The sequence below is a fragment of the Actinomadura barringtoniae genome, from assembly GCF_017573505.1.
Lineage (GTDB): Bacteria > Actinomycetota > Actinomycetes > Streptosporangiales > Streptosporangiaceae > Spirillospora > Spirillospora barringtoniae.
The window spans coordinates 242,405-268,863 of sequence record NZ_JAGEOJ010000003.1 but is presented as its reverse complement, the minus strand read 5'-3'; the positions used below and the strand labels follow the sequence as shown (position 1 = coordinate 268,863).

The 26,459-nt window shown below is 71.3% G+C and carries 24 protein-coding genes; 7 read left to right on the top strand and 17 right to left on the bottom strand.

The window, feature by feature from the left end:
* Positions 1–151: 151 nt before the first annotated feature.
* The 3 genes from J4573_RS08210 to J4573_RS08200 form a co-directional block, all read right to left on the bottom strand.
* Positions 152–898 (bottom strand): SDR family oxidoreductase, encoded by a 747-nt coding sequence (locus J4573_RS08210; RefSeq protein WP_243772656.1) that lies wholly within the window; start codon positions 896–898, stop codon positions 152–154.
* A gap of 82 nt (positions 899–980) precedes the next feature.
* A complete protein-coding gene (locus tag J4573_RS08205; protein ID WP_243772655.1) occupies positions 981–1,754 on the bottom strand; it encodes a class I SAM-dependent methyltransferase in 774 nt (257 codons plus the stop codon).
* A gap of 26 nt (positions 1,755–1,780) precedes the next feature.
* Entirely contained in the window at positions 1,781–2,695 is a 915-nt protein-coding gene (locus J4573_RS08200) for an LLM class flavin-dependent oxidoreductase (protein WP_208254672.1), read from the bottom strand.
* A 68-nt stretch (positions 2,696–2,763) separates the two neighbouring features.
* Here J4573_RS08200 and J4573_RS08195 point away from each other — a divergent pair, with 68 nt between their 5' ends.
* Complete coding sequence (locus J4573_RS08195) at positions 2,764–3,261, top strand: MarR family winged helix-turn-helix transcriptional regulator (RefSeq protein WP_208254671.1); 498 nt, start codon at positions 2,764–2,766, stop codon at positions 3,259–3,261.
* A gap of 77 nt (positions 3,262–3,338) precedes the next feature.
* On the opposite strand, the gene J4573_RS08190 is transcribed toward J4573_RS08195, so the two are convergent.
* Positions 3,339–3,758 carry a MarR family winged helix-turn-helix transcriptional regulator gene (locus tag J4573_RS08190; protein WP_208254670.1) on the bottom strand — a complete coding sequence of 140 codons (420 nt, stop codon included), beginning with the start codon at positions 3,756–3,758 and terminating at the stop codon, positions 3,339–3,341.
* Positions 3,759–3,862: 104 nt separating this feature from the next.
* Between J4573_RS08190 and J4573_RS08185 the strand changes: the two genes are divergently transcribed.
* Both J4573_RS08185 and J4573_RS08180 read left to right on the top strand, forming a co-directional pair.
* Positions 3,863–5,734 (top strand): ABC transporter ATP-binding protein, encoded by a 1,872-nt coding sequence (locus J4573_RS08185; RefSeq protein ID WP_307796552.1) that lies wholly within the window; start codon positions 3,863–3,865, stop codon positions 5,732–5,734.
* Positions 5,735–5,774: 40 nt separating this feature from the next.
* Positions 5,775–6,284 (top strand): winged helix-turn-helix transcriptional regulator, encoded by a 510-nt coding sequence (locus tag J4573_RS08180; protein ID WP_307796551.1) that lies wholly within the window; start codon positions 5,775–5,777, stop codon positions 6,282–6,284.
* Positions 6,285–6,352: 68 nt separating this feature from the next.
* Here J4573_RS08180 and J4573_RS55980 read toward each other — a convergent pair whose 3' ends face one another.
* Complete coding sequence (locus J4573_RS55980; protein WP_307796550.1) at positions 6,353–8,677, bottom strand: molybdopterin-dependent oxidoreductase; 2,325 nt, start codon at positions 8,675–8,677, stop codon at positions 6,353–6,355.
* A gap of 197 nt (positions 8,678–8,874) precedes the next feature.
* Here J4573_RS55980 and J4573_RS08170 point away from each other — a divergent pair, with 197 nt between their 5' ends.
* Positions 8,875–9,939 carry a glycoside hydrolase family 10-like protein gene (locus J4573_RS08170; RefSeq protein ID WP_243772654.1) on the top strand — a complete coding sequence of 355 codons (1,065 nt, stop codon included), beginning with the start codon at positions 8,875–8,877 and terminating at the stop codon, positions 9,937–9,939.
* A gap of 4 nt (positions 9,940–9,943) precedes the next feature.
* Here the strand turns inward: J4573_RS08170 and J4573_RS08165 are convergent, their stop codons facing one another.
* Positions 9,944–10,111, bottom strand: a complete 168-nt coding sequence (locus J4573_RS08165; protein ID WP_208254665.1) for a hypothetical protein — start codon at positions 10,109–10,111, stop codon at positions 9,944–9,946.
* A gap of 45 nt (positions 10,112–10,156) precedes the next feature.
* Positions 10,157–10,582 carry a hypothetical protein gene (locus J4573_RS08160; RefSeq protein ID WP_208254664.1) on the bottom strand — a complete coding sequence of 142 codons (426 nt, stop codon included), beginning with the start codon at positions 10,580–10,582 and terminating at the stop codon, positions 10,157–10,159.
* A 56-nt stretch (positions 10,583–10,638) separates the two neighbouring features.
* Between J4573_RS08160 and J4573_RS08155 the strand changes: the two genes are divergently transcribed.
* A complete protein-coding gene (locus tag J4573_RS08155; protein ID WP_208254662.1) occupies positions 10,639–11,064 on the top strand; it encodes a hypothetical protein in 426 nt (141 codons plus the stop codon).
* Between the two features lie 131 nt (positions 11,065–11,195).
* Positions 11,196–12,422 carry a preprotein translocase subunit SecY gene (gene secY, locus J4573_RS08150; protein ID WP_243772728.1) on the top strand — a complete coding sequence of 409 codons (1,227 nt, stop codon included), beginning with the start codon at positions 11,196–11,198 and terminating at the stop codon, positions 12,420–12,422.
* 49 nt (positions 12,423–12,471) lie between these two features.
* Here secY and J4573_RS08145 read toward each other — a convergent pair whose 3' ends face one another.
* The 8 genes from J4573_RS08145 to J4573_RS08110 form a co-directional block, all read right to left on the bottom strand.
* Positions 12,472–13,731 carry an ADP-ribosylglycohydrolase family protein gene (locus J4573_RS08145; protein WP_208254661.1) on the bottom strand — a complete coding sequence of 420 codons (1,260 nt, stop codon included), beginning with the start codon at positions 13,729–13,731 and terminating at the stop codon, positions 12,472–12,474.
* A complete protein-coding gene (locus J4573_RS53755) occupies positions 13,712–14,026 on the bottom strand; it encodes a PGPGW domain-containing protein (protein WP_208254660.1) in 315 nt (104 codons plus the stop codon). Before J4573_RS53755 ends, J4573_RS08145 begins: the two co-directional genes overlap by 20 nt.
* Positions 14,023–14,865, bottom strand: a complete 843-nt coding sequence (locus tag J4573_RS08135) for a phosphatase PAP2 family protein (RefSeq protein WP_208254659.1) — start codon at positions 14,863–14,865, stop codon at positions 14,023–14,025. The genes J4573_RS53755 and J4573_RS08135 overlap by 4 nt, the downstream gene beginning before the upstream one ends.
* Positions 14,866–15,294: 429 nt before the next feature.
* A complete protein-coding gene (locus J4573_RS08130) occupies positions 15,295–16,977 on the bottom strand; it encodes a toprim domain-containing protein (RefSeq protein WP_208254658.1) in 1,683 nt (560 codons plus the stop codon).
* Between the two features lie 22 nt (positions 16,978–16,999).
* The gene (locus J4573_RS08125; protein WP_208254656.1) at positions 17,000–19,681 is read right to left on the bottom strand and encodes an AAA family ATPase; all 2,682 of its coding nucleotides are present in this window, start codon (positions 19,679–19,681) and stop codon (positions 17,000–17,002) included.
* Between the two features lie 92 nt (positions 19,682–19,773).
* Entirely contained in the window at positions 19,774–20,577 is an 804-nt protein-coding gene (locus J4573_RS08120) for a hypothetical protein (protein ID WP_208254655.1), read from the bottom strand.
* Between the two features lie 52 nt (positions 20,578–20,629).
* A complete protein-coding gene (locus tag J4573_RS08115) occupies positions 20,630–21,508 on the bottom strand; it encodes a serine hydrolase (protein ID WP_208254654.1) in 879 nt (292 codons plus the stop codon).
* 103 nt (positions 21,509–21,611) lie between these two features.
* Positions 21,612–22,574 (bottom strand): LysR family transcriptional regulator, encoded by a 963-nt coding sequence (locus tag J4573_RS08110; protein ID WP_208255007.1) that lies wholly within the window; start codon positions 22,572–22,574, stop codon positions 21,612–21,614.
* Positions 22,575–22,679: 105 nt separating this feature from the next.
* Between J4573_RS08110 and J4573_RS08105 the strand changes: the two genes are divergently transcribed.
* Positions 22,680–24,326, top strand: a complete 1,647-nt coding sequence (locus J4573_RS08105; protein WP_208254652.1) for a penicillin-binding transpeptidase domain-containing protein — start codon at positions 22,680–22,682, stop codon at positions 24,324–24,326.
* Positions 24,327–24,348: 22 nt separating this feature from the next.
* On the opposite strand, the gene bla is transcribed toward J4573_RS08105, so the two are convergent.
* Both bla and J4573_RS08095 read right to left on the bottom strand, forming a co-directional pair.
* Positions 24,349–25,326 carry a class A beta-lactamase gene (bla, locus tag J4573_RS08100; RefSeq protein ID WP_208254651.1) on the bottom strand — a complete coding sequence of 326 codons (978 nt, stop codon included), beginning with the start codon at positions 25,324–25,326 and terminating at the stop codon, positions 24,349–24,351.
* Between the two features lie 84 nt (positions 25,327–25,410).
* Positions 25,411–26,457, bottom strand: coding sequence for a magnesium transporter CorA family protein (locus J4573_RS08095; RefSeq protein WP_208254650.1), 1,047 nt, complete (start codon positions 26,455–26,457; stop codon positions 25,411–25,413).
* Positions 26,458–26,459: the final 2 nt, after the last annotated feature.

Sequence of the window (26,459 nt, the reverse complement as noted above, 5' to 3'; positions counted from 1 at the left end):
CAGTTACCACTGTCGGACGCGATGGGCCCGTGGGGCAAGGCGTGCGGGCCCACTCGTTCCGCGAAGATGCGCCTCGGGCTCACGCCGGCCCGAGGCCGTGGTCCACCGTGTGCGTTGCGCGTTCGTGTCACTGGGCTTTGCGCGTCCGTGGTCACTGGGCGGCGAGGAAGTCCTCCCAGGTGCGCTTGCCGGTGTCGGCGCCCTTGAGGGTGAGGTTGTCGGCGTTGCGGTAGGCGCGGCCGATCTTGCCGGGGATGCGGAACGGCATGAACGGGCGGTGCTTGCCGGTCGCCTTCAGGTAGCCGCGCATGAGCTCGCGGATGCCGTAGACCTGCGGGCCGGTGAGGTCGGGGACGAGGCCTGCGGGCTCGCCCAGCGTCAACTCGACCAGGCGGGCGGCTACGTCGCGCGAGTCGACGGGCTGGAAGCGCAGCTCCTTGGGGGCGGGGATCACCGGCATCTTGGCCATGCCCCGGACGGTCTTGAGGACGAGGTCGTTGAACTGCGCGGCGCGCAGCGTGGTCCACGGGACGCCCGACTCGGTCACGGCCTCCTCGGCGCCGCGCTTGGCCTTGAAGTAGCCGATCGGCATCGTGTCGGCGCCGATCACCGAGATGTAGACCAGGTGCCGGACGCCGGCCTTGGCCGCGGCGCGGGCGAGGTTGCCGGTCGCCACGTCGTCGCCCTTGGCGCTGCCCGCCAGGTGCAGGACGATCTCGGCGCCGGCCACGGCGGCGTCGGTGCCCTCGTCCTTGAGCAGGTCGCCGGTCACGTACTCGACGCCGTTCTTCGCGGGGCGGGCGGTGCGGCTGAGGATCCGCACCTCGTGGCCGCTCTCCAGGAGGAGCGGCACCACGTGGCTGCCGAGGGTTCCCGTTCCGCCGGTGACCAGAATCATCGTCTTCTCCATCGTCAGTGGGTTGATCTGTAGCCCTGACGGAGCCCGGCGGGGGAGTGTGACAGGTGGGCGGAATTTCTTTTCAGGCGCGCTGAGCTGTGATGATCCAGGCCCGGGAGTCGAAGTAGACGCCATGGCCGGTGTCGTGGGCGGTGATCGTGGCGCGGAGGCGGTCCAGCGCCCGCTCGGGGTCGGGGGCGGTGGCGAGGACGTCCTGGGTGCCCTTCAGCCCGGTCGCCAGGTCGTACGCGGTGGCGACGTCGGGGCCGTAGTAGACGGGCTCGTGCACGTCGGTGAAGTCGATCCCGGTGAAGCCCGAGGCGTTCAGGAGGCCGTTCACGGTGGCGGGGTCGGAGAGGGCGAACGGGCCGGTCGTCACGGGAACGGGCTCGGCGGCGTTGATCGCCCGGCGGACCGCGTACGACCACTCGTTGGAGACGCCGTCCTGCCAGACCAGCAGGACGAGGCGCGCGGCCCTGCGGAGCGCGCTCGCGATGTTGGTGAACGCGGCGACCGGATCGGAGAAGAACATCGTGCCGAGGCGGCTGACGCACAGGTCGTAGTGGCCTCGCAGGAAGGCGTGGGACTGGGCGTCGGCCTCCAGGTAGGCCACGTTCGGCAGGTCGGCGCTGAGCTCGCGGGCCTTGGCGACGCTCTGGGCCGAGATGTCGACGCCCAGCACGTCGCCCTCGGTCCGCGCCGCCGCCTCGCGGGTGGACTGGCCGGTCCCGCAGCCGACGTCCAGGACGCGGTCGCGGGGGCCGATGCGGGCGGCGGCGCGGAAACGGGCGTTGTGGGGGCGGATCTGGGCGTCGAAGAGGGCGGCGAGCCTGACACGGTGCTCCTGGGCGGCCATGACCTCCATCATGCGACCTGGGTCCGTCAGTCCGACGCCTTGAGCACTGCCTCCCGTACGGCAGGCGCGATCTCCTGTGCCCAGCGGCCGAGCGTGACGCCGTCGGCGTGGCCGCCGCCGGTCGTGAAGAGGGTGAAGCCGGCGGCGCCGTGCTCCAGCACCGCGCCGGTCAGCTCCTCGACCCACTGGTCCACCGAGCCGCCGACCCAGCGGCCGTCCTCGGAACGGGTGGCGGCGAGCGGCGCGTCGGTGATCGCGCCGGGAAGGTTGTAGACGGTGGCGATGTCGCCGGGCTCGCGGCCGACGGCCACGGCCGCCTCGTCGATGATCGGCCGCGACTCCCGGTAGCGCTTGCTGAGCCAGTCGGCCGCGTGGCCCGGGATCCAGCCGTCGGCCTGCCTGCCGGTGACGGCCAGCGAACGCGGCCCGTTCGAGCCCGTCCAGACCGGGGGCGCGGCGGCCGGACCGGGCTCCAGGTCCGTGACCTGGTAGAACTCGCCCTCGAACGTCACGGGCGCGCCGCCGCCCGACAGCGCGCGGACGAGGACGATCGCCTCCTCGAACGCCCGTACGGCCGCCCCGGGGTCCAGGCGGGGCACGCCGAGCTTGGCGATCTCGTCCCACAGGCCGCCCGCGCCCATGCCCAGCACGACGCGGCCGCCGGTCAGCTCGCTCAGCGAGCCGACGTTGCGCGCCAGCATCGGCGCGGGCCGCGCAGGCAGGTTGGTGACGTTGGCGAAACCGGAGATCGTGCTCGTGGCGCCGAGCGCGACGCTGACGAACGCGTAGGCGTCCAGGCGCCCGGCGATGTACGGGTGATCGGAGACGCTGAAGAGGTCCAGGCCCTGGCGGTCCGCCTGGACGGCGAGCCGGAGGGTGTCCTCGGCGGCCCGCGTGGAACTGTCGAGTCCGACCCCGAAGAGTGGCGTGGTGCGTGACATGATGCGCATCTCCTTCTGACGTTCGTTCAGGTAGTTCGTCTAACGAATGACTGTGTAGTGTGGTGAATATGGCTAAGGAATCCGGCGAGCAGATGAGCATCGCGGTCGCGTTGGTACGGGCCGCTTTTCTCGTGGACGCGGTCTACGCGGAGTCGAGCCGGGACTACGACCTGACCTCGCAGCAGGGCCAGCTGCTCTGCGTGCTGATGAGCCAGCCGTACGGGATGGGCGAGCTCGGCGCGATGCTCGGCCTGGCCAAGTCGAGCCTCACCGGCCTGGTCGACCGGACCGAACGGCGCGGCCTGGTCGAACGCGTCCCCGACCCCGACGACCGCCGCGCCGTCAAGGTCGCCCTTTCCGCGGAAGGCGCCAAGGTCGTCGAGCCCTTCTACGAGGAGACCTGCCGCCGCGTCGCCGCCCTGACCGGCGACCTCGGCGAGGCCGAGCGCGATGCCCTCGCCGGTCTCCTCAGCAAGCTGGTCGTCGACAACGAGGTGCCCGTCGTCTTTGTGGAGACCGTCGAGGTGCCGCCCACGGTCGAGGTGCCGCCCACGGTCGACTCATGACGATGACCCCTTAATGCAGACATAGCAAGTTCGTGCTACGAACCATATTCGTTCGTAGCACGAACTTCAACCCTCGATCAGGCGTCCGGGTCGTTCAGGGCCGCCAGAAGGGCTCGCAGGGACTCGCGTTGCTCGGGGCTCAGCGCCGAGAAAAGGTCTTCGGCGGCCTCGCGGCGCGCCTGGCCCATCAGGGTCCGCATGGTCCGCCCCTTGTCGGTGGGGGAGACCAGGATCGAGCGCCGGTTGGAGGGGTCGGGGCTCCGGCTGACGAGGCCGGCCTCCTCCAGCGAGTCCACCAGGCCGGTCGCCGAGCGCGGGACGACGCCCAGCCGGGTCGCCAGGTCGGTCATCCGCAGGGGCGCCTCGGCGCGGACGATCGCCCGGAGGGCGCGGGCCAGCGACGGGGTCAGGCCGAGCGGGGCCAGCCGTTCCATCTGGTCCCGGCGCAGCCGCCGCGCGGTCTTGCCGAAGAGGTCGACCAGGTCGTCGTTCTCCATGCCACCGAGGCTAGCTCATTGTTCTAGGAATAATTATGAGGCAACCTCAGTTATGCAGGTCGACGCCCACCCCCGGGGCGTCCCCCTACGTCAAGGAGTCGCCTGTGAAGCCCGCCCACGATCACACTCAAGATCAACCACAGAAGCCCGTTCAGCTGAGCCGTGTGCTGCGGCTGTTCCGCCCCTACCGCGGCCGTCTCGCCGTGGTCGCGGGCCTGGTCGGCCTGTCCTCACTGGTCTCGCTGGCCTCCCCGTTCATGCTCCGCGAGGTGCTGGACGTCGCGCTGCCGCAGGGCCGCACCGGCCTGCTGACGGCGCTGGCGATCGGCATGATCGCGGTCGCCGTCGCCACCAGCGTGTTCGGCGTCCTGCAGACCTACATCTCCACCGGCGTCGGGCAGCGCGTCATGCACGACCTGCGCACCGCCGTCTACGGGCACCTGCAGCGGATGCCCCTCGCGTTCTTCACCAAGACCCGGACCGGCGAGGTCCAGTCCCGGATCGCCAACGACATCGGCGGCATGCAGTCCACGGTCACCTCGACCGCGACCTCGCTGGTGTCCAACTTCACCTCGGTGGTCGCCACCGTCATCGCGATGGCGGCGCTGGACTGGCGGCTCACGCTGGTCTCGATGGCGATGCTGCCGTTCTTCGTCTGGGTCAGCCGCCGCGTCGGCAAGGAGCGCAAGAAGATCACCTCCAAGCGGCAGGGCCAGCTCGCCGCGATGTCGGCGATCGTCGAGGAGTCGCTGTCGGTCAGCGGCATCCTGCTCGGCCGTACGATGGGCCGCTCCCGCGCGCTCACCGACGACTTCGCCGGTGAGTCACGCGGCCTGGTCGACCTGGAGATCCGCTCCAACATGGCCGGGCGCTGGCGCCAGTCCACGATCGGCATCGTCATGTCGGCGATGCCCGCGATCATCTACTGGGCCGCCGGGCTGACCAGCGAGGGCGGCAAGCCGCTCATCTCCATCGGAACGCTCGTCGCGTTCACGACTCTCCAGTCGGGCCTGTTCCGGCCCATGGTCCAGCTGCTGCAGACCGGCGTCGAGGTGCAGTCCTCGATGGCGCTGTTCGGCCGGATCTTCGAATACCTCGACCTCAAGCCCGACATCGAGGAGCCCGCCGAGCCGCGCGCGATGGACGAGGTTCGCGGCGAGGTCCGCTTCGAGAAGGTCGGCTTCTCCTACGCCCCCGACGACCCGGACACCGCGCCCGCGCTGCGCGAGGTGGACGTGACCGTTCCGGCCGGCGGCAGCCTGGCGATCGTCGGCGAGACCGGCTCGGGCAAGACCACCCTCGGCTACCTGGTGCCGCGCCTGTACGACACCACCGCCGGACGCGTCACGATCGACGGCGTGGACGTGCGGGACCTGTCGTTCGACGACCTGGCCGACGCGGTCGGGGTCGTGTCACAGGAGACCTACCTCTTCCACGCCTCCGTCGCCGACAACCTGCGCTTCGCCAAGCCCGAGGCCGGCGACGAGGAACTGCACGAGGCCGCCAAGGCCGCGCAGATCCACGAGCACATCATGAGCCTGCCCGACGGCTACGACACGATGGTCGGCGAGCGCGGCTACCGGTTCTCCGGCGGCGAGAAGCAGCGGCTGGCGATCGCCCGCACCATCCTGCGCAACCCGCCGATCCTGGTGCTGGACGAGGCCACCAGCGCCCTGGACACCCAGACCGAACAGGCTGTCCAGGAGGCCATCGACCGGCTGGCCGAGGGTCGCACGACCATCACCATCGCGCACCGCCTGTCCACCGTCCGGGACGCCGACCAGATCGTCGTCCTCGACCACGGCCGGATCGCCGAGCGCGGCGACCACGACGAACTCCTGGCGCGCGGCGGCCACTACGCCGCCCTGGTCGCCCGTGACGGCACCGCCGCCCTCCCCGTTCCCGAGGCCGTCTCCGAGGCCGTTCCCGCGGTGGTGCCCGCGGTGGTGCCCGCGGTGGTGCCCGCGGCGGTCTGAGCCGGTCAGTTCGTTAAGGCGACCGACTAGCATGGCCAGCGTGAAACGAACGCCCTTCGCCCACTGGCCCTGCTCCGTGGCCCGCACCGTCGACCTCCTCGGCGACTGGTGGACGCCGCTGGTCCTGCGCGAGGCCTTCTACGGGGTACGGAGGTTCGACGACTTCGCGGAGAGCCTGCGGATCGGGCGGAACGTGCTCACACAGCGGCTCAACCGGCTCGTGGAGGAGGGCCTCCTGGAGAAGGTCCCCTACCAGGAGCGGCCCGTCCGCCACGAGTACGTCCTGACCGAGAAGGGCCGCGACTTCTTCCCCGTGCTGACGGCGATGATGCGCTGGGGCGACAAGTGGATGGCGGGCGACGAGGGCCCGCCGATCGTGCTGCGGCACGAGACGTGCGGGCACGCGACGCGGGCCGAGGTGGTCTGCGCCGAGTGCCACGAGCCGCTGGAGTACGAGGACGTCCGGGCCGAGCTCGGCCCCGGCTTCCCCGACCGCCTCCGTGAACGCGCAGCCCAACTCCCTCGCTTCACCCACAGCAACCCCCACTAACGCGCCGATCTTGCTCTCACGGCCCTTGGAAACGTTTCCATTGGCCCATGAGAGCAAGATCGGCGCGTTTAGAGGGCCTCCAGGCGGGCGGGGACGTGCTTGTGCCACGGGGTCCCGGCGTACTCGTCGCGATCCTCGGAGGCGGTCAGCTCGTTGGGCGCGATCCCGGTGGTCACTTCGGAGACCTCCAGGCCCAGGCCGTTCGGCAGCGAGATGTGCCCGGCGCGCATCCGGTCGGTCGGCTCGACGGCCACCTCCACGCTGCCGCGCCGGGTCGTCAGCCGGACGCGGTCGCCCGCCGTCACGTTCAGCAGCCGCGCGTCGGCCTCGCTCATCCGCAGCGTGCCCTCAGGGTCGCGGCGCCGCCAGCCCGGGTCGCGGATGATCGTGTTGGCGGTGAACGCGCGCCGCTCGCCCGCCGACAGCACGTACGGCCACTCGGAACCGGTCCCGCCGGTCCCGCCGGTCCCGGTGGAGCCGCCGGAGCCGGTGGAGCCGGCGGAGTCGGCGGAGTCGCGCGCCGCGAAGCGTTCCGGCAGCCGCGCGATCTCGGCGAGCAGCTCGGGCACGTCCAGCTGGATCTTGCGGTCGCCGATCCGCCGCCACGTCTCGTCCTGCTCGTCGTCGGTGATGACGACCCCGTGCGGGCCGGACACGATCGCGTCGAAGAGCCGTTCGCCGGCCTCCAGCCCCTCGCCATAACCGGCGCGCGCCACCCCGGCGGGGTTGCGCTGCGCGCAGGTGTGCGCGGCCGCCCACAGCAGCGCCGCCGAGGCCGCGCCGTGCGGAAGCGTCGGGCCGAGCGTGCGGTAGAGCAGCACGGGCGCCAGCTTCGCCAGCTCGGGCCTGGCCCCGAGCGTCGTCAGGAACGCCTCCGCGAACGCCGCGCGCCCGCGTCCGGCCGCCTCACGCAGCGGCGCGTAGTCGTCCTCACCCAGCGCCCCGGCCGCCTCGACGAGCCGCGCGTGGATCTCCGGCTCCGGCAGTACGCCCTCGGGCGCCGCTACGACCGGATGCCGCAGATGGAAGATGTTCTTCGGGAAGTCGAAGTTGAAGAACGTCGCCTCGAACTTCTCGTACTGCGTCGGCGCGGGCAGCACATAGTCGGCCAGCCGCGCGGTCTCGGTCATCGCGACGTCGACGACCACGACCAGCTCCAGCGCCTCCAGGGCCTCGCGCATCCGGGCCGAGTCGGCGAGCGAGTGCGCCGGGTTGGCGCTCTCGATCAACATCGCGCGGTAGCGGGCCGGATGGTCGGTGAGGATCTCGTCGGCGATGACGTTGCACGGCACCAGCCCGCTGATGATCTGCGCGCCGGCGACCGGGCTCCGCGGGCCCTCGCCCGCCGGGTGCCCGCGGTCGCGCCCGAGCGAGGCCAGCCCGGAGGGAACGTACTGCGCGCCCTTCTTGCCGAGGTTGCCGGTGAGCAGCCAGATCAGCTTCTCGACGTAGCTGACCACCGTCGAGTCCTTGTTCATCTGCACGCCGAGGTCCTCCAGGACCGCGACCGACCCGGCCGCCGCGATCCGGCGGGCGGCCGCGCGGACCAGGTCCTCGGGCACGTCGGCGACCTCGCAGTACGCGCCGACCGGCACCTCGCTCAGCACCGCCGTGACCGCCTTCACCCCGGCCGCCTCGGCGTGCTCGGCGAGCCACTCGGCCGCGACCAGCTCCTCCTGGACCAGCACCGCCGCGAGCGCGGTCAGCAGGTAGACGTCGGTGCCCGGCCGCACCTGCAGATGGAAGTCGGCGAGGTCGGCGGTCTCGGTACGGACCGGGTCGATCACGATCATCGACCGCGCCGGGTCCTTGCCGATCTCCTTCAGCACCGAGCGGGCGCGCGGGAAACCGTGCGACTGGTAGGGGTTCTTGCCGACGAAGACCGCGACCTCGCAGTGCTCCAGGTCGGCCCGGTTCGGCGCGCCGAGCAGCCGCGCGTTCACCCAGAACTCGCCGGTCTTCTCCTGGGCGAGGGCGCTGGAGCGGTAGCGCGCGCCGAACGCCTGCAGCGTCGCGGGGGAGTAGGCGCCGCCGAGGTGGTTCCCCTGGCCGCCACCGCCGTAGTAGAAGATCGTTTCACCGCCGTGCGCGGCCTGGACCGCCTTCAGCCGCGCGGCGACCTCGGTGATCGCGGTGTCCCAGTCGATCTCCTCGAACGTGCCGTCGGGCCGCCGCCGCAGCGGGCTCGTGATCCGGCCCGACCGCCCGTTCTGGTAGTGGTCGAGCCGCAGCGCCTTGTTGCAGGTGTAGCCGGCCGAGGCCGGATGCAGCTTGTCGCCGCGGATCTTGTCGAACGACCGGCCGTCCGCGCCGACCTTGATCTCGATCCCGCAGTTGCACTCGCACAGGATGCAGGCGCTGGACCGCCACTCGCCGCGCTCGACCACGTCCACCCGAGCCTCCGGTTCCTCAGTTCGTTAGTGGAACCCACTCTCCCCGGGTGAGTCGTTCCACGCAACCCTCATGGCCGCGACGACAATGACTCTCTGTGATCGGACCCGTGGCCATGTCGCTCGCCCTCGCTCTGGGGTCACCGGTGCTGGCACCGGTGCCCGGGGTCTCTTCCCGGACGCCTCCGCAGGTCCGTGGCATGTGGATCGCCACGGTGAAGCACATCGACTGGCCCCGGTCTCACGCCGCCAAGGCACAACAGGCGGAGTTCCTGCGATTGCTGGACACCGCCAAGCGGATGCGGCTGAACGCCGTCTACGTACAGATCAGGCCTACCGCCGACGCGTTCTACCCCTCGCCCTACGAACCCTGGTCCCAGTGGATTACCGGCAAGCAGGGCCGAAACCCGGGCTACGACGTGCTCGGCTTCATACTGCGTGCGGCACACGCGCGCGGCCTGGAGTTCCACGCCTGGTTCAACCCGTACCGCATCAGCCGCCAGCCCAAGCTCAAGGCCCTCGCAGCCTCAAGCCCCGCCCGCCGCCACCCGACCTGGGTGCGCCGCTACGCCAAGCAGCTCTGGTACGACCCGGGACTCCCGCAGGTCCGCGACCTGGTCACGAAGGTGGTCCTGGACGTCGTGCGCAAGTACGACATCGACGGCGTCCACTTCGACGACTACTTCTATCCTTATCCGGCAGGGGGAAAGACCTTCCCCGACAAGGCGACCTACAAGACGTACGGCCGCGGCCTCTCCCGAGCAGCCTGGCGCCGCCACAACGTCGACGCCCTCATCCAGGGCCTTTCCCGCCGCATCCACCAGACCAAGCCGCAGGTGCGCTTCGGCGTGAGCCCGTTCGGGGTCTGGCGCAACAAGTCCACAGATCCGGCCGGATCCAACACCCACGCCCTGCAGAGTTACGACGCCCTCTACGCCGACACCCGAACCTGGGTCAGACGCGGCTGGCTCGACTACATCACCCCGCAGCTCTACTGGCCCATAGGCGACCGCCGCGCCGACTACCGCACGCTCGTCGCCTGGTGGTCCCGCCAGGTTGCCGGTACGAGCGTCCAGCTCACCATCGGCCAGGCCGCCTATCGCGTGGGCACCGGCAAGCGCTGGAAGAACCCCGACGAGCTGTCGCGCCACCTCACCCTGAACGGGCGTTACCCGCAGGTCCAGGGCGACGTCTTCTTCAGCGCCACCGACATCGCCGCCGACCAGGGAGGCTGGGCCACCCGCCTCCGGTCCGCCCACTACTGAGCGCCTACCGGCGGCTAAGCACCCGGGCTACAGCCGCAGCGATGACGCTGACGAGGATCCACCCCGAGGCGACCAGCGCGTACGACAGCCATTGGAAACCCCCGGTGGGGTTGTACGCGTGCTCCTGTCCCAGGTCCACGAGGGGAATGAGCAGGTCGAGCGTGTAACTCACGGCGTTGAACTGAGGTGCCTCCCGGGCTTCACCGCCTTGGGAGGCTCAAGCCCGTACACCACGGCCCCGATGGACACCAGCACGGCCAGCCAAAGGAGAGCCCGCCAAGGCTGGTAGCCGTACGCCACGGTCACGTCCTGCAGGGCGCTCCACAGCGCGCTCCATGCTCGGGATGTCGCAGTCGATCAGGCGGATGGTGCGGGTGGTCGTCTCGACGAAGCGGAGCGGTGCGGTGAACGTGCTGCGCTCGCAGATCAGGGGGTAGCGGGCCGTGCCGCCCATCAGGTCCAGGCGGCCGGTGACGCGGGCGTTCAGGAGGCGTACGGCGGCCCGTCCGCCGGGCTCGGGCTCGGCGGCGCCCAGCAGGAGCGCGGTGATGACGTCGGCCGGGATCTCCGCGCCCTCGGCGTCGGCCCATTCGCCTCGGGGGAAGGCCGACCACAGCGCCTGCTCGGGCGCGGAGAGGTCCATGCCCTTCATGCTGGGACGAGCGGCGGTCCCGGGCCAGAGGGCTTATGGTGATCGCTATGACGGGGATCGGGGAGAGCGTGCACGAGCACGCCTCGCGCCGCAGGCGCCTGCTGATCCTGCTCGCCGGGTTCTTCGGCGTCGCCGTCACCACGACGGTCTCGGTCACGCCCCCATCGGGCGCGGCCGAGGTGATCCGGGCCGGTACGGCGGCCGCTGCCAACACGGTCAGCACGTCGCCGTCGGCCAGGAGCCGGCGCATCCACACCACTGCCGACAAGGCGTGGAAGTCCTTCTGCGGCGCTCAGTCCATGCACTGGGGCCACGGTTCGTGCGGCCAGTCCACGACGATTCCCGAGCACGTCGGTCTCGTCGCGGCCCTGCCCGCACCGCGGCCCCCGGCCTCCTCCGAGGCGGCCCCGCACACGGCCGTTCTCGCGTCCGCGCTCCGGGTGCGCGGACCGCCTCTCACCACGGGTTCCTGACGTTCTCAGTTCCTTGACCGCGACGCCCGCGCAGGCGTCGCGGCGTTCCCGTGTGGAGGCATGTCATCTCTCGCGTTCTGTTGGTATTTCGCACGCCCGAACTCCGTAAGAAGGTCCTGTTCACGCTCCTGATGATCGTGGTGTTCAGGATCGGCCAGAACCTGCCCGCCCCGAACGTCAACGTCGCGGTACTCAAGCACACCGCCGACGCCGCCAAGAAGAGCAACCAGCTGTACGGCATGCTCGACCTGTTCAGCGGTGGTGCCCTGCTGAAACTGTCGGTCTTCGCCCTCGGCATCTACCCGTACATCACGGCCAGCATCATCCTGCAGCTGCTGACGGTGGTGATCCCGCGGCTGGAGGCCCTCAAGAAGGAGGGCCAGGCGGGCACCACAAAGATCACGCAGTACACCCGTTACCTCACGGTCGCGCTCGGCATCCTCCAGGGGACCGGGGTGGTCGCGATGGCCTCCACCGGACGGCTCTTCCAGGGCGCGACCGGTGGCGACGAGATCCTGTACGACAAGAGCCTGTTCCCGATCGTCACGATGGTCATCTGCATGGTGGCGGGGACCGCGGTCATCATGTGGCTCGGCGAGCTGGTCACCGAGCGGGGCCTGGGGAACGGGATGTCCATCCTGATCTTCACGCAGGTGGTCGCGGTCTTCCCCGGGCAGTTCTGGGGGATCTACCAGGCCAAGGGCGGCTGGGTCTTCGCGCTGGTCGTCGTGGTGGGCCTGGCGATCATGGCGGGCATCGTGTTCGTGGAGCAGGCGCAGCGGCGCATCCCCGTGCAGTACGCCAAGCGGATGGTCGGGCGGCGGATGTACGGCGGGACCTCGACGTACATCCCGCTGAAGGTCAACCAGGCGGGCATCATCCCGGTCATCTTCGCCTCGTCGCTGCTCTACCTGCCGACCCTGGCGTCGGAGCTGTGGCGCGACAACAAGACGCTGCAGAAGATCCAGCCCTACCTGCAGCAGACCAACTCCTGGCACATGGCCGCGTTCTTCGCGCTGATCGTGTTCTTCACCTACTTCTACGTGGCGATCACGTTCAACCCGGCCGAGGTCTCCGACAACATGCGCAAGTTCGGCGGCTTCATCCCGGGCGTCCGCCCGGGCCGCCCGACGGCCGAGTATCTCGACTACACGCTCACGCGGATCACCACGCCCGGCGCCCTGTACCTGGGCATCGTCGCGCTGATCCCGATGGTCGCGCTGGCGGTGCTGAACGTGGGCAACGAGTTCCCGTTCGGCGGCACGAGCATCCTCATCGTCGTCGGCGTCGCCCTCGACACCGTCAAGCAGACCGAGGCCCAGCTCCAGCAGCGCAACTACGAGGGCTTCCTGCGGTAGGCGGCCACGGCCACGGCCACGACCGGGCTCCGGGTTTCCCGGGGCCCGGTCAGCCCCAGTAACCGAGCAGCAGCCGGTCGATCATGCCGTGCAGCCGGGCGGACTCGGCCGCGCCGTCGTCGTCGCTCTTGTAGATCGCCTTGTCGCGTTCGACGGACGCGTCGGCGATCTGCCAGCCGCCCGGCACGGAACGGAAGCGCGCCTCGAAGATCTTGTAGCCGGTCCAGCTGCGGTGGAAGTGGAGCCGGTCCGCCTCGACGTAGGCGAACCACTTCTCCTCCATCTCGGCCGGGACGAGGCCGCGGCGGATCGCCTCCCACTCGTACGGCGCCCAGACCCGTTCCGGCGCGGGCAGTGGCTCGGGCGACCGCATCGGTTTGGTCTTCCAGTCGCGTTCGGTCGCCGTGCCGGGCCGGGCGGGCGGCAGGAACGCGAGCCAGGACGGCAGGTCTTCGCACTTGCGGTTCCACCAGCGCGGCAGGGCGTGCGGCTCCATCCCGGCCGCGACCATGCCGCCGACGATCGCGCACGTGGTGTCGACGTCGCCGCCCGCCTGCGCGGTCGCCCAGATCGCCGCCTCGAAGTCGTCCAGGTGCTTGACCGCCGCCCAGATCGTGAACGGGACGGTGTCCTGGGCGCTGACCTTGCGGCCGTTGCCGAGCTCCTCCGCGACCGCGCGCGGATCGCTCAGCGTGAGGAGGCGCCGGGCCTGCCGGACGCCGTCGTGAACGAGGCCGGGCTCCACGCGTTCGAGGACGGCGTCGATGATCTCGCCGGGCGCGCGCCTGCCGGACGCGATCGCCGAGGCCGCGACGGCGACCGCCACCGCGCCCGCGACGCCCTCGGGATGGGTGTGGGTGACCTCGGCCGAACGCTCGGCGTCCAGCGCGGCCTGCCGCAGCGAACCCGCGTGGTAGGCCCCGAGCGGGGCGACCCGCATCGCCGCGCCGTTGCCCCAGGAGCCCTGGCCGTCGAAGAGGTCGCCGAGCAGCGCCCGCCAGTCGCCCCCCTCCCGTACGAGGCGCAGGAAGCGGCCGGTGGAGGGCCCGTAGCCGCGGTCGAAGTCGTGGTGCTCGGCGAAGAGCGCGACGAGCCGGTCCTGGTCGACGGGCGTGCCGCCGGCCGCGAGATGCAGAACGACCGCGCAGGCCATCTCGGTGTCGTCTGTCCACTGCCATGGGCCGGGAGGGTCCTTGCGCTCGTCCAGCAGGGGCCGGTTGGCCGGAACGAAGAACTGGGAGCCGAGGGCGTCGCCGATGGCGAGGCCCCGGAGCGAGGTCAGGGCCCGCTCAAGCCGATCGATTGCCATTCCGGCTCATTTTGGCACGCACCCGGCGCCACTGCTGTCCCGCGCGTTCCTTGGCCCAGTCGTTGACCTTGCGGGCGGCCTCGAACTCGGTGGCCAGCAGCGCGAGCCCGGCGAAGATCGCCACCAGGCCGGGGCCGGGCAGTACGAGCATCGCCACGCCCGCGACGATCAGCGCGACGCCGCCGATCCCGACGGCGATCTTGCGGGCCAGGCGGACGGCCGGATTCCGGGGCGGCTTGCCGGTCTCTTCTTTGGGACGGACCTCGATCTCGGACGAGGACGGGGTCGGGCTCACGCGGCCTCCTCGGCTCGCGAGGCGTAGGCCTTCTCCTTCTCCGCCGCCGGTTCCGCCGACGTTCCGTTCGCTGCGCTCACTGCCGTCCCCCTCTTCAGCCCTGGCGGCCGCACGATCACAATGGTTATGACGAGCAGGGCGACCGCAACGATCCCGTCCAGCCAGTAATGGTTGGCTGTGGCGACCACCACAAAGGTCGTGATGACCGGGTGGGCGGCCCACAGCCACCGCCAGCGGCTGCGGGTGGCGAGGATCAGTCCGGTGGCCACCAGGACCGCCCAGCCGATGTGCAGCGAGGGCATCGCGGCGAACTGGTTGGACAGGTGATCATGCTCGGGGGTGCCGTAGACGCCCGGGCCGTAGACCGCGCCGGTGTCGACGAAACCCAGGCCGTTCAGCATCCGCGGCGGGGCGAGCGGCAGGACGAAGTGCACGACGAGCGCGGCGGCGGTCAGCACGACCAGCACGGTCCGCGCCCAGCGGTAGTGGGCGTGCCGGCGCAGGTAGAGCCAGACCAGGAAGATCGCCGTGGCGGGGAAGTGCACGAACTCGTAGTAGACGTTCGCCGCCCTGACCGCGGCCGGGGCCTGGAGCAGCCAGTCCTGGACGCCCACCTCGCTCGGCAGGTGCAGGGCGCGTTCGAGGTCCCAGAGGCGGACGGCGTTGTGGAACGCCTCGACCATGTGCTCGGCGGCCAGCATGCGCCCGACCTTGTACGCGGTGAACAGCACGGCGACCAGGAGCAGTTCGCGGAGCGGCCTGAGTCTCGGGTGTGCGCGCGCCCATGCCGTGATCCGTGCGGACGTGGCGGCGGGGCGGGAGGGGACGCACACCTGCATCGGGAGGGCTCCACTTCGCTGTGAGAACACCTGTTCTTCAAGCGTTGTTCATGCGGCCTGAAAAAGGAATGTCCGTTCTATATGGCCCTCGTCACACCGGGGCCCGGCCTTCGATCGGCCGGGCCCCGCCGGATCCATACGGGAGATCACGGCGGTCGGTGCGCGCCTCCGACCGACCGCCGTGACCCCGTCCCCCCACCCGTCGTGGACCCGGCCGCCGGCCGCAGGACCGGCGATGCCGCGCCGATCCCGGCCCCCCACTGCCCGCCGGGTCCCCCACAAGGTGCGATGAAGCTAGCCGTGTACCAGCAAGTAGGTTTACGCCTCAGGGGCGGCCCTCGACGAGCGGTCCGGGACGTGCGATAAACGGTAATGGCCCGCTCACGCAGGGTTATATAGGCGAGGTGAGGCTTCACTCACTTCGGTTGCTTAGTTCCCATCCGGACTGATCTGCTCGACGAGCGCATCGGTGACTGCGGCGGGCGGAACGGCGGTGCGCGCCGCGATCCGGGCGACCTGCCGCGCCGGGTCCGCCGTACGCCCGAGCGCGAGAACGCGGACGGCGGCGCGCAGGGCGGCCAGGCGCTCCTCAGGCGTTCCGAGAGCGCCACCGGAACGCTCGATGGCGGCGTCGACCACCACGTCCGCCAGCGCCTCCTCGGCGTGCAGCGCGGCGCCGACCGCCGCGCGCCCGTGGTCGTGCAGAACGCCCGCCGGATCACTCCCCGAGAACGACGCGGCTCCCACTCGTCCCTCGACCGAGGCGAGGGTCTGCCAGGCGCGCTCCATCCCGGCGCGACCGGCCGCGTCGTCGTCCAGGGCCAACAGAACGCCCGTCGTGCTCAGATCGGCGACCTGCCCGAGCGCGTCCAGCTGGGCCGAGGTGAGGGAGACCCCGCAGGTCGCCACCGCCGCATGGGTCGCGGGCGCGGCCAGGTTGATCGCGATCGCGTCCAGCGGGCCCTCGACGATGACCGGGCGGGCGCCGCGGGCGAGCCGGTCGCGCGTCTCGTACAGGCCGAACAGCAGATCACCCTTGTGGAAGAGATCGGTGTCCGGGCCGTTGAGGTACTTCGGGCCCCCGGCGCCGTCGGGCAGGCGGCCGATGAACCCGGCGATCGCGCCGTCGCCGCTGCGGATGGCGAACATGGCACGGTCGCGGAACGTGTCGTACGGGCGGCCCGACCTGCGGCCACGCCGAGCGAGCCCGGACGCCACGATCTCCTCGTCGGGGTGGCCGAGCGCGCGCAGCCGCTCGACCAGCGCGTGCCGTTCATCGGGCGCGTAGCCGACCTGCCAGTGGCGCTGCACGGCCGGGCCGAACCCGCGACCGGCCAGGTAGCCGGGCACCCAGGCCTCGTCCAGGTGGGCGCGGAAGAAACGGTGCGCGGCCGTCATCAGGTCGGTCGACTGCTCCAGCGCCCGCGCCGTCAGCCGCCGCGCGAGCCGCAGGATCCGGTCGCCGACGCCCGCGCCCGCCCACGTCGCGGGGGAGGGGAAGTTCAGGCCGGGCGGCGGATCCAGGCCCAGCCGGGCGAGAACGAGGTAGGCGACCGAGTCGGCCTCCACGCGCCGCATCCCGCTGCACGGCTCGGCGGGGTCGTGCGGGCGGTCGCCGCGCCGCAGAACGTGCGCCAGCTGGTGCGCCAGCGCGGCGGGATCGGGGCGTTCGGAACGCGGGCGGACGAGCGAGGGCGCCAGGCGCAGCCGCGTCGCGAGGGCGGACAGCCGCCACCACACCTCAGAGGAGCCGGCGGCGGGCTCGGGGAGGAGCGGGAGGCCGTCGGTCTGCGCGACGTCGAACACCGAGCGCAGCCCGCCGCCCGGCGCGAGGATCCTGATCCCGGTCTCGCCCTTGCGCACCTGCCGCCCGGCCGACCGCCACGCCTCGTACGAGCGGACGTCGGAGGCGGCCCGCCACTGCGCCGCGATCAGCAGCGTGTTGGTGAAGCCGTACCGCCCGTGCCGCGCCGCCCGCTCCAGCCACCACGTCCACGGCAGCGTCCCGTCGCGCAGGCGCGCGGTCTCCCGCTCGGCGAGACCGCGCTCGGCGAGACCGCGCTCGGCGAGGCCGCACTCGGCAGGGCCGACGATCGGACATTTCGGACACACGTTCGAGTGTGAGCCCCGAACGCTAGAGATACAAGCCGATGAGCTCCTCGGGGTGCTCCCACACCGGCGGCAGGTCGTCGGCGGTCAGCGTGACCAGGCTCTTCTTGGTGGGCTTGCGCTTGGCCAGCGCCAGCCGCTGCGCCTGGTTGGCGACCGCGACGTCGAGCAGGTTGCGCATCAGCCGCCCGTTGCCGAACGAGGGGCCGCGCGGCACCCGCTTCAGCGTCGAGTGGAGCAGCTCGGCGGTGCCCGGCGCCAGCCGGAACCCGTCGTCGCCGCTCAGCTTCTCGAACACCGCGACCAGCTCGTCGTCGGTGTAGTCGGGGAAGTGCAGCTGCTTGGGGAAGCGCGAGTCGAGCCCGGGGTTGGCCCCCAGGAACTCGGCCATCTGCATCTCGTAGCCCGCGACGATCACGATCAGGTCCTCGCGGTGGTCCTCCATCAGCTTGACCAGCTCGGCGATGGCCTCGTGCCCGTAGTCGCTCTTGTGCGGCGACTGGGTCAGCGTGTACGCCTCGTCGATGAACAGCACGCCGCCCATCGCCCGTTCGACCAGGCGGCGGGTGCGCGGCGCGGTCTGCCCGATGTACTCGCCGACCAGGTGGGCGCGGGACGCCTCGACCAGATGCCCGGACGACAGCACGCCGAGCCGCTTGTAGATCCGGCCGAGCAGCCGGGCGACCATCGTCTTGCCGGTCCCGGGGTTGCCGGTGAAGACCATGTGCCGGGTCGGTGTGACGGTCTTCAGGCCCGACTCGCTGCGCAGCCGGTCCGCGCGGGCGCCGGCGACCAGCAGGCCCAGCTCGTGCTTGACGGTGTCGAGGCCGGGCAGGTCACGCAGCTCGGCCCGCGCGTCGCCCTCGCTGCCCGACAGGTCGAGCGCGCGGGGGATGTCGGCCTTGCCGACCACCAGCTCGGCGTCCTCCCCGTCGCCCTTCTGATCGGCGTGCTCGTGGCCGCGCGCCCGTACGGCCTCGACGACCAGGTCGGCGAGGTGCGGCGCGAGGCGCGCGTTGCGGAGCGTCTGCACGGGCGGGGTCTTGGCGAGCAGCTCGCCGGCGGCGGCCACCGCGTGCCGGGTGCCGCGCACCCCGCGCGCCCGCAGCGCCCGGCGGAACAGCTCGGCATGCCCCTCGGCGGTGAACGGCCGGGTCCGGGCGATCTTGAAGCGGTGCGGCAGCACCGGGTTGACCTCGGAGATCCGCCGGTCGCCGTCGGCGTCGCACAGCGCGACGACCTGCAGGTCCGGGTGAACGGCGAGCAGCCGGTGCAGCTCCTGGCCGAGCGCCTCGCCGTTGCCCGGGTCGGTGACGATCTCGTCCAGACCCTCGATGATCATGAGCCGCTCGTACGAGCAGTCACGGGCGTCGGCGTGCAGCCGCGCGACCGCGTCCGACAGGCGCTGCCCGGCGAGCAGGTTCGCGGTGATCCACAGCGGGTCCCTGGCCAGCGACAGCGCCTTGCCGAGCTCCTGCGCCGCGTCCCGCTTGCCCGTCCCGTCCGGGCCCGCCAGCAGCAGCCGTACGGCGCCCTTGGTGGCGGTGACCTCCTCCAGCGCGGCGATCAGCTCGGGCTGGTCGACCAGGTTGGTGGCCAGGTCGGCGCGGCCCTGGGCGGTCTTGCCCCCGATGCCGCGTTCCACCTTGAGCGTGCTGGTCAGCGGGTTGACGACGCGGCGCCGCGGCGCGTACAGGCGGCGCAGGTCGGTCTGGAACTGGCCGACCGGGATCCATTCCGAACGCGGGAACCACGGGTCGCCCGGCAGCCCCTGAACGGTCGCCACGAAGCGCATCGCCATGTCCAGCCACGCGCGGCAGGCGTCCGCCGAGCCCGAGACCAGCGCCCGGACCAGCCACGCCCGGGTCTGCTCCTGCCACGGCCCGGCCTTGAAGCCGCGCTTCTCGGCCGCGAAACGTTCCAGCAGCTCGCCGTAACGCTCCTCGCCGATGGCGACCGTCAGTTCCGCGGGGACCTGGTCCATGCTGCCCTGCAAAAGCAACTGCGCCAGGTGCTGCTCGACCGACTCCTCGCGCGGCGCGACGGCGTCCAGGTGCTCGTACGCGGCCAGCAGCCCCGACGCCACCCACTCCAGGTAGCCGACCGGCCCGAGCAGCTCGGGAACGGCCGCCAGCGTCTCGTCATCGGCGTGCGCGTGCCAGTGCTCGCGCAGCTCCAGCTTCGACAGGTTCATATCGACGGGCGGCGGGTCGTCGTACAGCCGGATCAGCGCCTTGCGCCGCTGCTCCAGCGGCTCGATGCCGCTCAGCGCGTTCAGGCAGTCGCGGGCCAGCTCGATCGCGAGCTTCCGGTCGGGCGCCTCGACCAGCCAGTCCACCGGCGGCCGCCACCGCCCGCCCGGCGCGTCCCAGCGCGTCATCCGGGTGCTGAGCGCGCCCGGGTTGACCAGGTGCCGATGCAGCAGCCGCTCGGGCAGCTGCGAGAACGAGCCCGCCTTGATCGCCCCGCCGCCGGGCAGGAACGCCAGGATCCCGAAGATCTCGGCGGTCACCAGGGAGGCCGGGAGCCGCAGCAGCTTGTGCTCGTCGGTGGTCAGCCCGGAGGCGCGCCCGTCCTCGGCCAGCCCGTCGATCCGCGTCCCGATCTCGTCGTACAGGCCGTCCGGCACCCGCCAGGGCCCGTGCGAGTAGACGTCGAGCACCGGCTCGTCGGTGAGCAGTAGCTCCAGATGCTCCGGCAGCCGCAACGCGTTCTCCCATAAGTCCGACCAAAGCGTGGAGGAACAGCCTATGGTTCCGCGCGGTGTGCGATCGGCCTCATTCCGGGTAAGGCGGGGTCTCACGTCCACATGACGGGATTGCCGATCTCCACGGAGGCCGAGAAGACCGTGGTGAGGGGTTCGAGGATGTAGGCGAAGGCCGCCGCCGTCACCCGTTCGGTCACCACTTTCAGCTCTCCGGGATAGGTCCCGTCGGGCTCGGCGCCGATCGGCCCGGACAGCTCGATCACGGTGGTGGTCCCTCGATCCAGGTCGGTGAACTCGACCTGCCGGTCCGCGATCCGCTTCTGGGCGAGTCGCACGGCCCGGAAGCGCTCCTCGTGCGGCTCCTCCAGATCGCGGACGAAGAACCCGCGCGGATCCACTCCGGCCTGATGCCCGGTGGAGCCGTCCCAGACGAAGACGCCCCGGTAGCCCGCGATGTGGGTCGCGAGCGTGCCACCCGTCTCGGCGTCGACAAGGCGGGTCTCGTGAACGGGCAGATCGCCCTGCCTGAAATGGGCGAGCTCGTCGAGGGCCCTCGCCGCGAGCTCGGGCTCCATCGATCCGCCGTTGCCGTTCGGCAGCTCGGCGCAAAGGACGGGGAAGCGCTCACACCCCGCCTGACGGAGGGTCTCCTGGAAGGCCCGATATCCGCTCCAGTTGGAGACGCGGACCATGGCCTGCTCCATGTCCTCATGCGGGCACGCTCCGCTCAGCACCCAGGCGCCGAACGCGTGGTGAAGCTCCTCGTTCCCCTCGTAGGGGATCGTCAGATCCAGGTAGCCCTCCGCGTCCTCGGCGATGAGGGCGCGGGGTACCGGTGGCTCGCTGGTCAGGCCGTCCTGCCAGCAGCGGCAGCGCACGAACGCGTCCAGGCCCATGTCAACCTCCGGATTGGGATCGTATGTTCGAGTCCCTTCGGGGGCGACCGAATTACCGGCGGAGGGCCTCCACGGCGAGGCGGGCGGCGGTGCCGATGACGGCGTCGGCCTGCGGGAGGACCGAGGTGGTGAGCGCCGAACGGGTGAAGACCGCGACCGCGTAGCGGCCGCCGTCGGGGTACTCGACGACGCCGATCTCGTTGCGGAGCGTGGGCAGCGTCCCGGTCTTGCCGCTGACGCGGACGTCGTCGTACGGGAAGCCGGACGACAGGCGGTGCGGCCAGACCTGGAGCCCGAACAGGCGGCGCATCTGGGCGCACTCGCCGGGCGGCGCGGCCTCGTCGCGCCAGATCAGGCCCATGAGCCCGGCCATCTCGCGCGGGGTGCTGCGGCTCGTACGGGCGGGGTCCAGGGCGCCGAGGCGGCTCAGCATGCCGGGCTCGTCGAGGCGTTCCCACAGCTCGCCGGCGTCGGCCAGGCCGCTGTCGGTGACCATGGAGTCGAGCAGGTCGCGGCCGTTGCCCGCCACGTGCGTGCCGGGCAGGCCCAGGGTCTTCATGGTCGCGTTGATCTCCTCGCCGCCGACCCGGTCGAAGACCGCGTCGGCGGCGGTGTTGTCGCTCACCGCGATCATCATGCAGGCCAGATCGCGCAGGGACATCCGAACCTCGTCCAGCAGCGCGGACACCCCGGTCGGCCCGGCCACGCGCTCGCCGGAGGTCAGGGTGACCTGGTCGGTCGGGTCGAGCCGCCCGGCCGCGGCGTGGCGGAAGAACGTCACCAGGAGCGGCACCTTGAACACCGAGGCCAGAACCACGGGCGCGTCGGAGCGGACGCCGATCTCCCGGCCGGTGTCCAGGTCCCGAGCGTGCAGGTGCCCGACCACCCCGGCGGACCGGAACGCCGACTCGATCGCCTCCACCGCGCTCATGGCGTGTCTCCCGCGCGGTTCCGGGGCGCCTTGTGGCGCCGCCTTCCCTCCTCGCTCGTTCCTCGCTCGTCAGTCCAGGCGGCGCCGCGCACCTCCACCGCGCTCATGCGAGGAACCCGGAGGCCGGGCGCGGGGCGACGCGGCGGGCGGGCACGCCGTCGAGCGGGCTCATGCCGGCCTCCTGGCGCAGCACGGCCGTCGCCACGGCGGTGAACTCTTCGATGGCGTGCTCCTGATCCGGGGCGAGGTCGCGGCGCCAGGCGCAGGACGTGCGCCAGGTCAGCGGCGTGCCGGCCAGGGGCCGCCAGGTGACGCCGCCGGTGTCCTCGGTACGGGCCGTCAGCGCCACCGCGGTCCCGGACAGGACCAGGCCGAGCGCGAACTGCGGGTGCCGTGCCTCGTGCACCGCCGGTGGATCGTAGCCGTGCCGGCGGCAGGACGCGAGCAGCTCGTCATAGGTGCCGGGGGACTCCTCGCGGGGGAAGACCACCAGTTCGTGCCCGGCGAGGTCGGCCAGATGCGCCTCGGGGGCGGCGGCGAGCGCGCCGTCCGCGGGGACCAGGACGCCGACCGGCTGCACGAGCGCGGGCCCGAGCGTCAGGTCGCGGGCGTCGATCGGGTGCCGTACGACGCCGACGTCCAGCGCGCCGTCGGCGAGGGCGCGGGCCTGCTCGGCGGTGCCGATCTCGCGGAGCTCCAGGCGGCGGCCGGGCGCGCGTTCGCGGAACGCGGCGATGAGCGCGGCGACGACCGGGCCGCCAAGGTCGGGCGGCAGGCCGGCGCGGACCGTGCCGATCTCACCGAGCCTGGCCCGTTCGGCCAGGGAATGGATCCGGTCCACGCGCGCCAGGAGGTCGCGGGCCTCGTCGAGGAGCAGCCGCCCGGGCGCGGTGAGCTCCACCTTGCGGCTGGACCGGTCGAACAGCCGGACGCCGAGCTCCTTCTCCAGCCGCTGGATGCGCTGGCTCAGGGGCGGCTGAGCCATGCCGAGCCGCTCCGCCGCGCGACCGAAGTGCAGTTCTTCGGCGACGATGACGAAGCAGTTCAGATGCCCGACCAGGTTCACGACCAGCAACCATATCAATCTTCATATTCAACCGACATCGATATCAATCTTGGACTTTTCGCTGGTCGCCTGGTGTCCTTGCGCTTCGACGAGAGGGGAGTGAAGATGCGCCGATCCCGTGTGGTCATCGCCGTCGTGGCGGCCCTGGCCGTGTTCGTGGGGGCGGGGGCGTGGTGGCTCCTGCGCGGAGAATCCGGGCCCGAGGGCACCGCCAAGTCCTACCTGGCGGCCTGGGAACGCAACGACTACGCCGCGATGCGCGAGCTGACCGCCGACCCGCCCGCCGACTTCGAGAAGCGGTTCGCCCAGACGCGCACCGACCTCGGCGTCGTGCGGCAGCGGTACGAGGTGGCGTCCGCGAAGAAGACCGGCGGCGACGAGGGCGGCGGCTCGTACAGCGCCACTCTCACGCTGAGCGGCGACCGCGCGTTCAGCTACGTGGGGATGCTGCCGTTCGTGAAGCGCGACGGGAAGTGGCGCGTGAGGTGGTCGCCGCAGGTCATCCACCCGTCGCTGAACGAGGGGCAGCGGCTGACAGCGGCGCGCGCCTGGCCGACGCGGGCCGGGATCACCGACGCGGCGGGCGAGAGCCTGGTCGGGTCGCCGTCGGGGTCGGTGCAGCAGCTCACCGGGCCCGTCAGCCCGGCCACCGACGAGCTCGCCAAGAAGCTGGGCGCGCCGTACCGCAAGGGCGATCCGGCCGGTGCCGACGGGCTGCAGCGGCAGTACGAGCGGCGCCTGGCGGGCACCCCGGCCGTCGCGGTGCAGATCGTGGGCGCGGGCGGCAAGCCCGTGAAGACCCTGCAGCGCTACGGCGGCAAGGAGGGGCAGGCGCTCCGCACGACGATCGACTCCAGGACCCAGAAGGCCGCCGGGGAGGCCCTCGGCGACGTGACCAAGAACGCCTCGCTGGTGGCGCTGCGGCCCTCGACCGGCGAGATCCTGGCCGTCGCCAACAAGCCGGGCGGCTACAACCGGGCTCTGCTCGGCCGCTACCCGCCGGGCTCGACGTTCAAGGTCGTCACCGCGGCGGCGCTGGTCGCGGGCGGGATCGACGCGCGCAGCTCGGTGCCGTGCCCGGCGACGACCACCGTCGGCGGCCGGTCGTTCAAGAACTACAAGAACGAGGACTTCGGCACGGTCTCGCTCCGCGACGCGTTCGCGCACTCGTGCAACACCACCTTCGCGCGGCTGGCGACCGACAAGCTGGGGGAGAAGCGGCTGGCGCAGGTGGCCGGGCAGTTCGGCTTCAACGCGCCGATCGTCGGCGGGCTGCCCGCCGCGCGCGCCTCCTTCCCCGACACCAAGGACGACACCGCGTTCGCGTCCGCCTCGTTCGGGCAGGGCGAGGTGCTGACCAGCCCGCTCAACATGGCGAGCGTCGCGGCCGCCGCAGCCTCGGGCACCTGGCGCACGCCGCGCCTGGTGGACGCCGCGCTGGCGCCGCAGGCCGTGGACGCCGGCGGCCGCAAGCCCGAGCCGCCGCACGCGCTGGAGCCCGCCGTGAAGCAGGCCCTGCACACCCTGATGCCCGCCGTGGTCAGCGAGGGAACGGCCAAGGACGTCGCCTTCCCCGCCGGAACGGCGGGCAAGACCGGGACGGCGGAGTTCGGCTCGGGCGACGACCCGCCGACCCATGCGTGGTTCATCGGCTACCGCGGTGACCTGGCGTTCGCCGTGGTAGTGGAGGACGGCGGCACCGGTGCCGAGGCCGCCGCCCCCATCGCGGCGTCGTTCCTGAAGGCCCTCTGACCCGAAGGCCCGCTAACTCGGCTTAAAGGCGGCCGAGCGCCTTGGCCAGGAGCGTGGCGGTGTTCGCGATGACCTTGTTGTCATTGGTGGACACCGCCGCGTTCTTGTTCGTGTAGATCGCCAGGACCAGCGGGGCCTTCGCGCCGGGCGGCCAGGCGACCGCGATGTCGTTGGCCGCCGCGTAGCCGAGCGATCCGGCCGAGCCGGTCTTGTCGCCGATCGTCCAGGTCTTCGGCAGGCCGGCCCGGATGCGCTCGTCGCCGGTGAGGTTGCCGCGCAGCCAGCCGTTCAGCGTCGCGCGGTCGCGCGGGTCGAGCGCGCCGCCGACCGCCACCCTGGTCAGGTCGCGGCCGATCAGCGCGGGCATCGTGGTGTCGCGCTTCTCACGCGGGTTCCAGATGTTGAGGTCGCCCTCCCAGCGGTCCAGACGCGAGATCGGGTCGCCGATGGAACGGATGTAGCGGGTCACGCCGGGCGGCCCGCCGATCTGCCGCATGACCAGGTTGGCCGCGGTGTTGTCGCTCCGGATGATCGCCTCCTGGCACAGCCGGGAGACCGGCATGCCCTCGTCGCCGTGCCCTTCGACCACGGAATTGGGCGTCTCCACCTCGTCGCTCTTCTTCCAGTGAATGACGCGGTCGAGCAGACCAGGATCGGTGCTGCGCGCCTTCTGGAGGATCGCCGAGCACGCCATCGTCTTGAACGTGGAAAGGAACGGGAAACGCTCGTGCGAGCGATAGCCGACCGTTTTGCCGGTGGCCAGGTCGATGCCGTACGCGCCGATGCGGCCGTCGTAGTCGGCCTCCATCCGGCTCAGCTGCTTACGAAGGTCGGCCCGTGCGGTGGCGGGGGTGGCCGGGGCCGTGGCCTGCTTGAACGCGACCGTGCTCCCGTGGACGGTCGAGCCGCTGGTGCCGCAGGCGGCGCCGCCGAGAAGGGCGGACGCCGCCACCACGGCGATGCCCAGCTTGGTGCGCAACCTCGGATTGTTCGTCGTCATGCGACGAGCAGACCAGAACCGCTTTTGCCCTGTCCAATATTGATATGGATAGACGGTCAATAGGCAAATGAATATGTACCGAGGTCAGAGCCAGTCGCGCAGCTTGAAGACGATGTAGAGGCTCACGCTGAGAATGATGATGACCACGGTGCTGATGACAAAGCCCCAATGGGTGTTGAACCCCGGGTACGGCACGTTCTGCCCGTAGAAGCCGGTGACCGCCGTCGGCACCGCGATGATCGCCGCCCAGCTGGTGACCTTCTTCATCACCTCGTTCATCCGGTTGCCCTGCAGCGCGATCCGGGTGTCCAGCAGGTTGGCGACCAGGTCGCGCAGGCCGTCGGTCCACTCGGCGACGCGCAGCGTGTGGTCGTAGACGTCCTGGTAGTAGGGCGACAGCACGGGCGCGACGAACCGCAGGTCGCGGCGCAGGATCGTGTTGACGACCTCGCGCATCGGCAGTCCGACCCGGCGCAGCGCGACCAGGTTCTTGCGCAGCCGGAAGCTGCGCTGCTGGATCTCGCGCACCGGGAACGAGGTCTCGAAGATGAGCTCCTCCAGCGCGTCGGCCTCGTCGTCGAGCGTCTGGGTGACGTCCAGCTGCAGGTCGACGACCAGGTCCAGCAGCCCGTACAGCAGGACCGCCGGGGTGACGCCGCCGGGATCGCCCAGCGTGATGTCGGGGGCGTCGTCCCAGCGTTCGATCAGCCTGCCGACGTCGAGGCCGGCGTCCTGGCGCACGGTCACCAGGGCGTGCTCGGTGACGAACGCGGACAGCTCGTGCAGCACCATGGTCCCGTCGGCGGTGACCTCCGGCGCGTACAGGTTCAGGAAGACGTAGGAGCGGTAGCGGTCGATCTTGGTGCGCTCGTGCGCGGAGACGGCGTCCTCGACCGCGAGGTGGTCCAGGCCGAGCTCCTCGCTGATGACGTTCAGGCCCGTGGAGTTGGGGGAGCACAGGTCCAGCCAGACCACGGTGTCGCCGCGCTCCAGGTAGTCGCTGACCTCCGAGACCGGGAAGCCCTCCTTGATCACCTTGCCGTCGCTCCAGGCACGGGTGTGCGGCGGGCTGTCCCAGGCGTGGCTCGTGCCGTCCGCTTCGGGAGCGGCCTCAGACGGGGTGTGGCCCATGA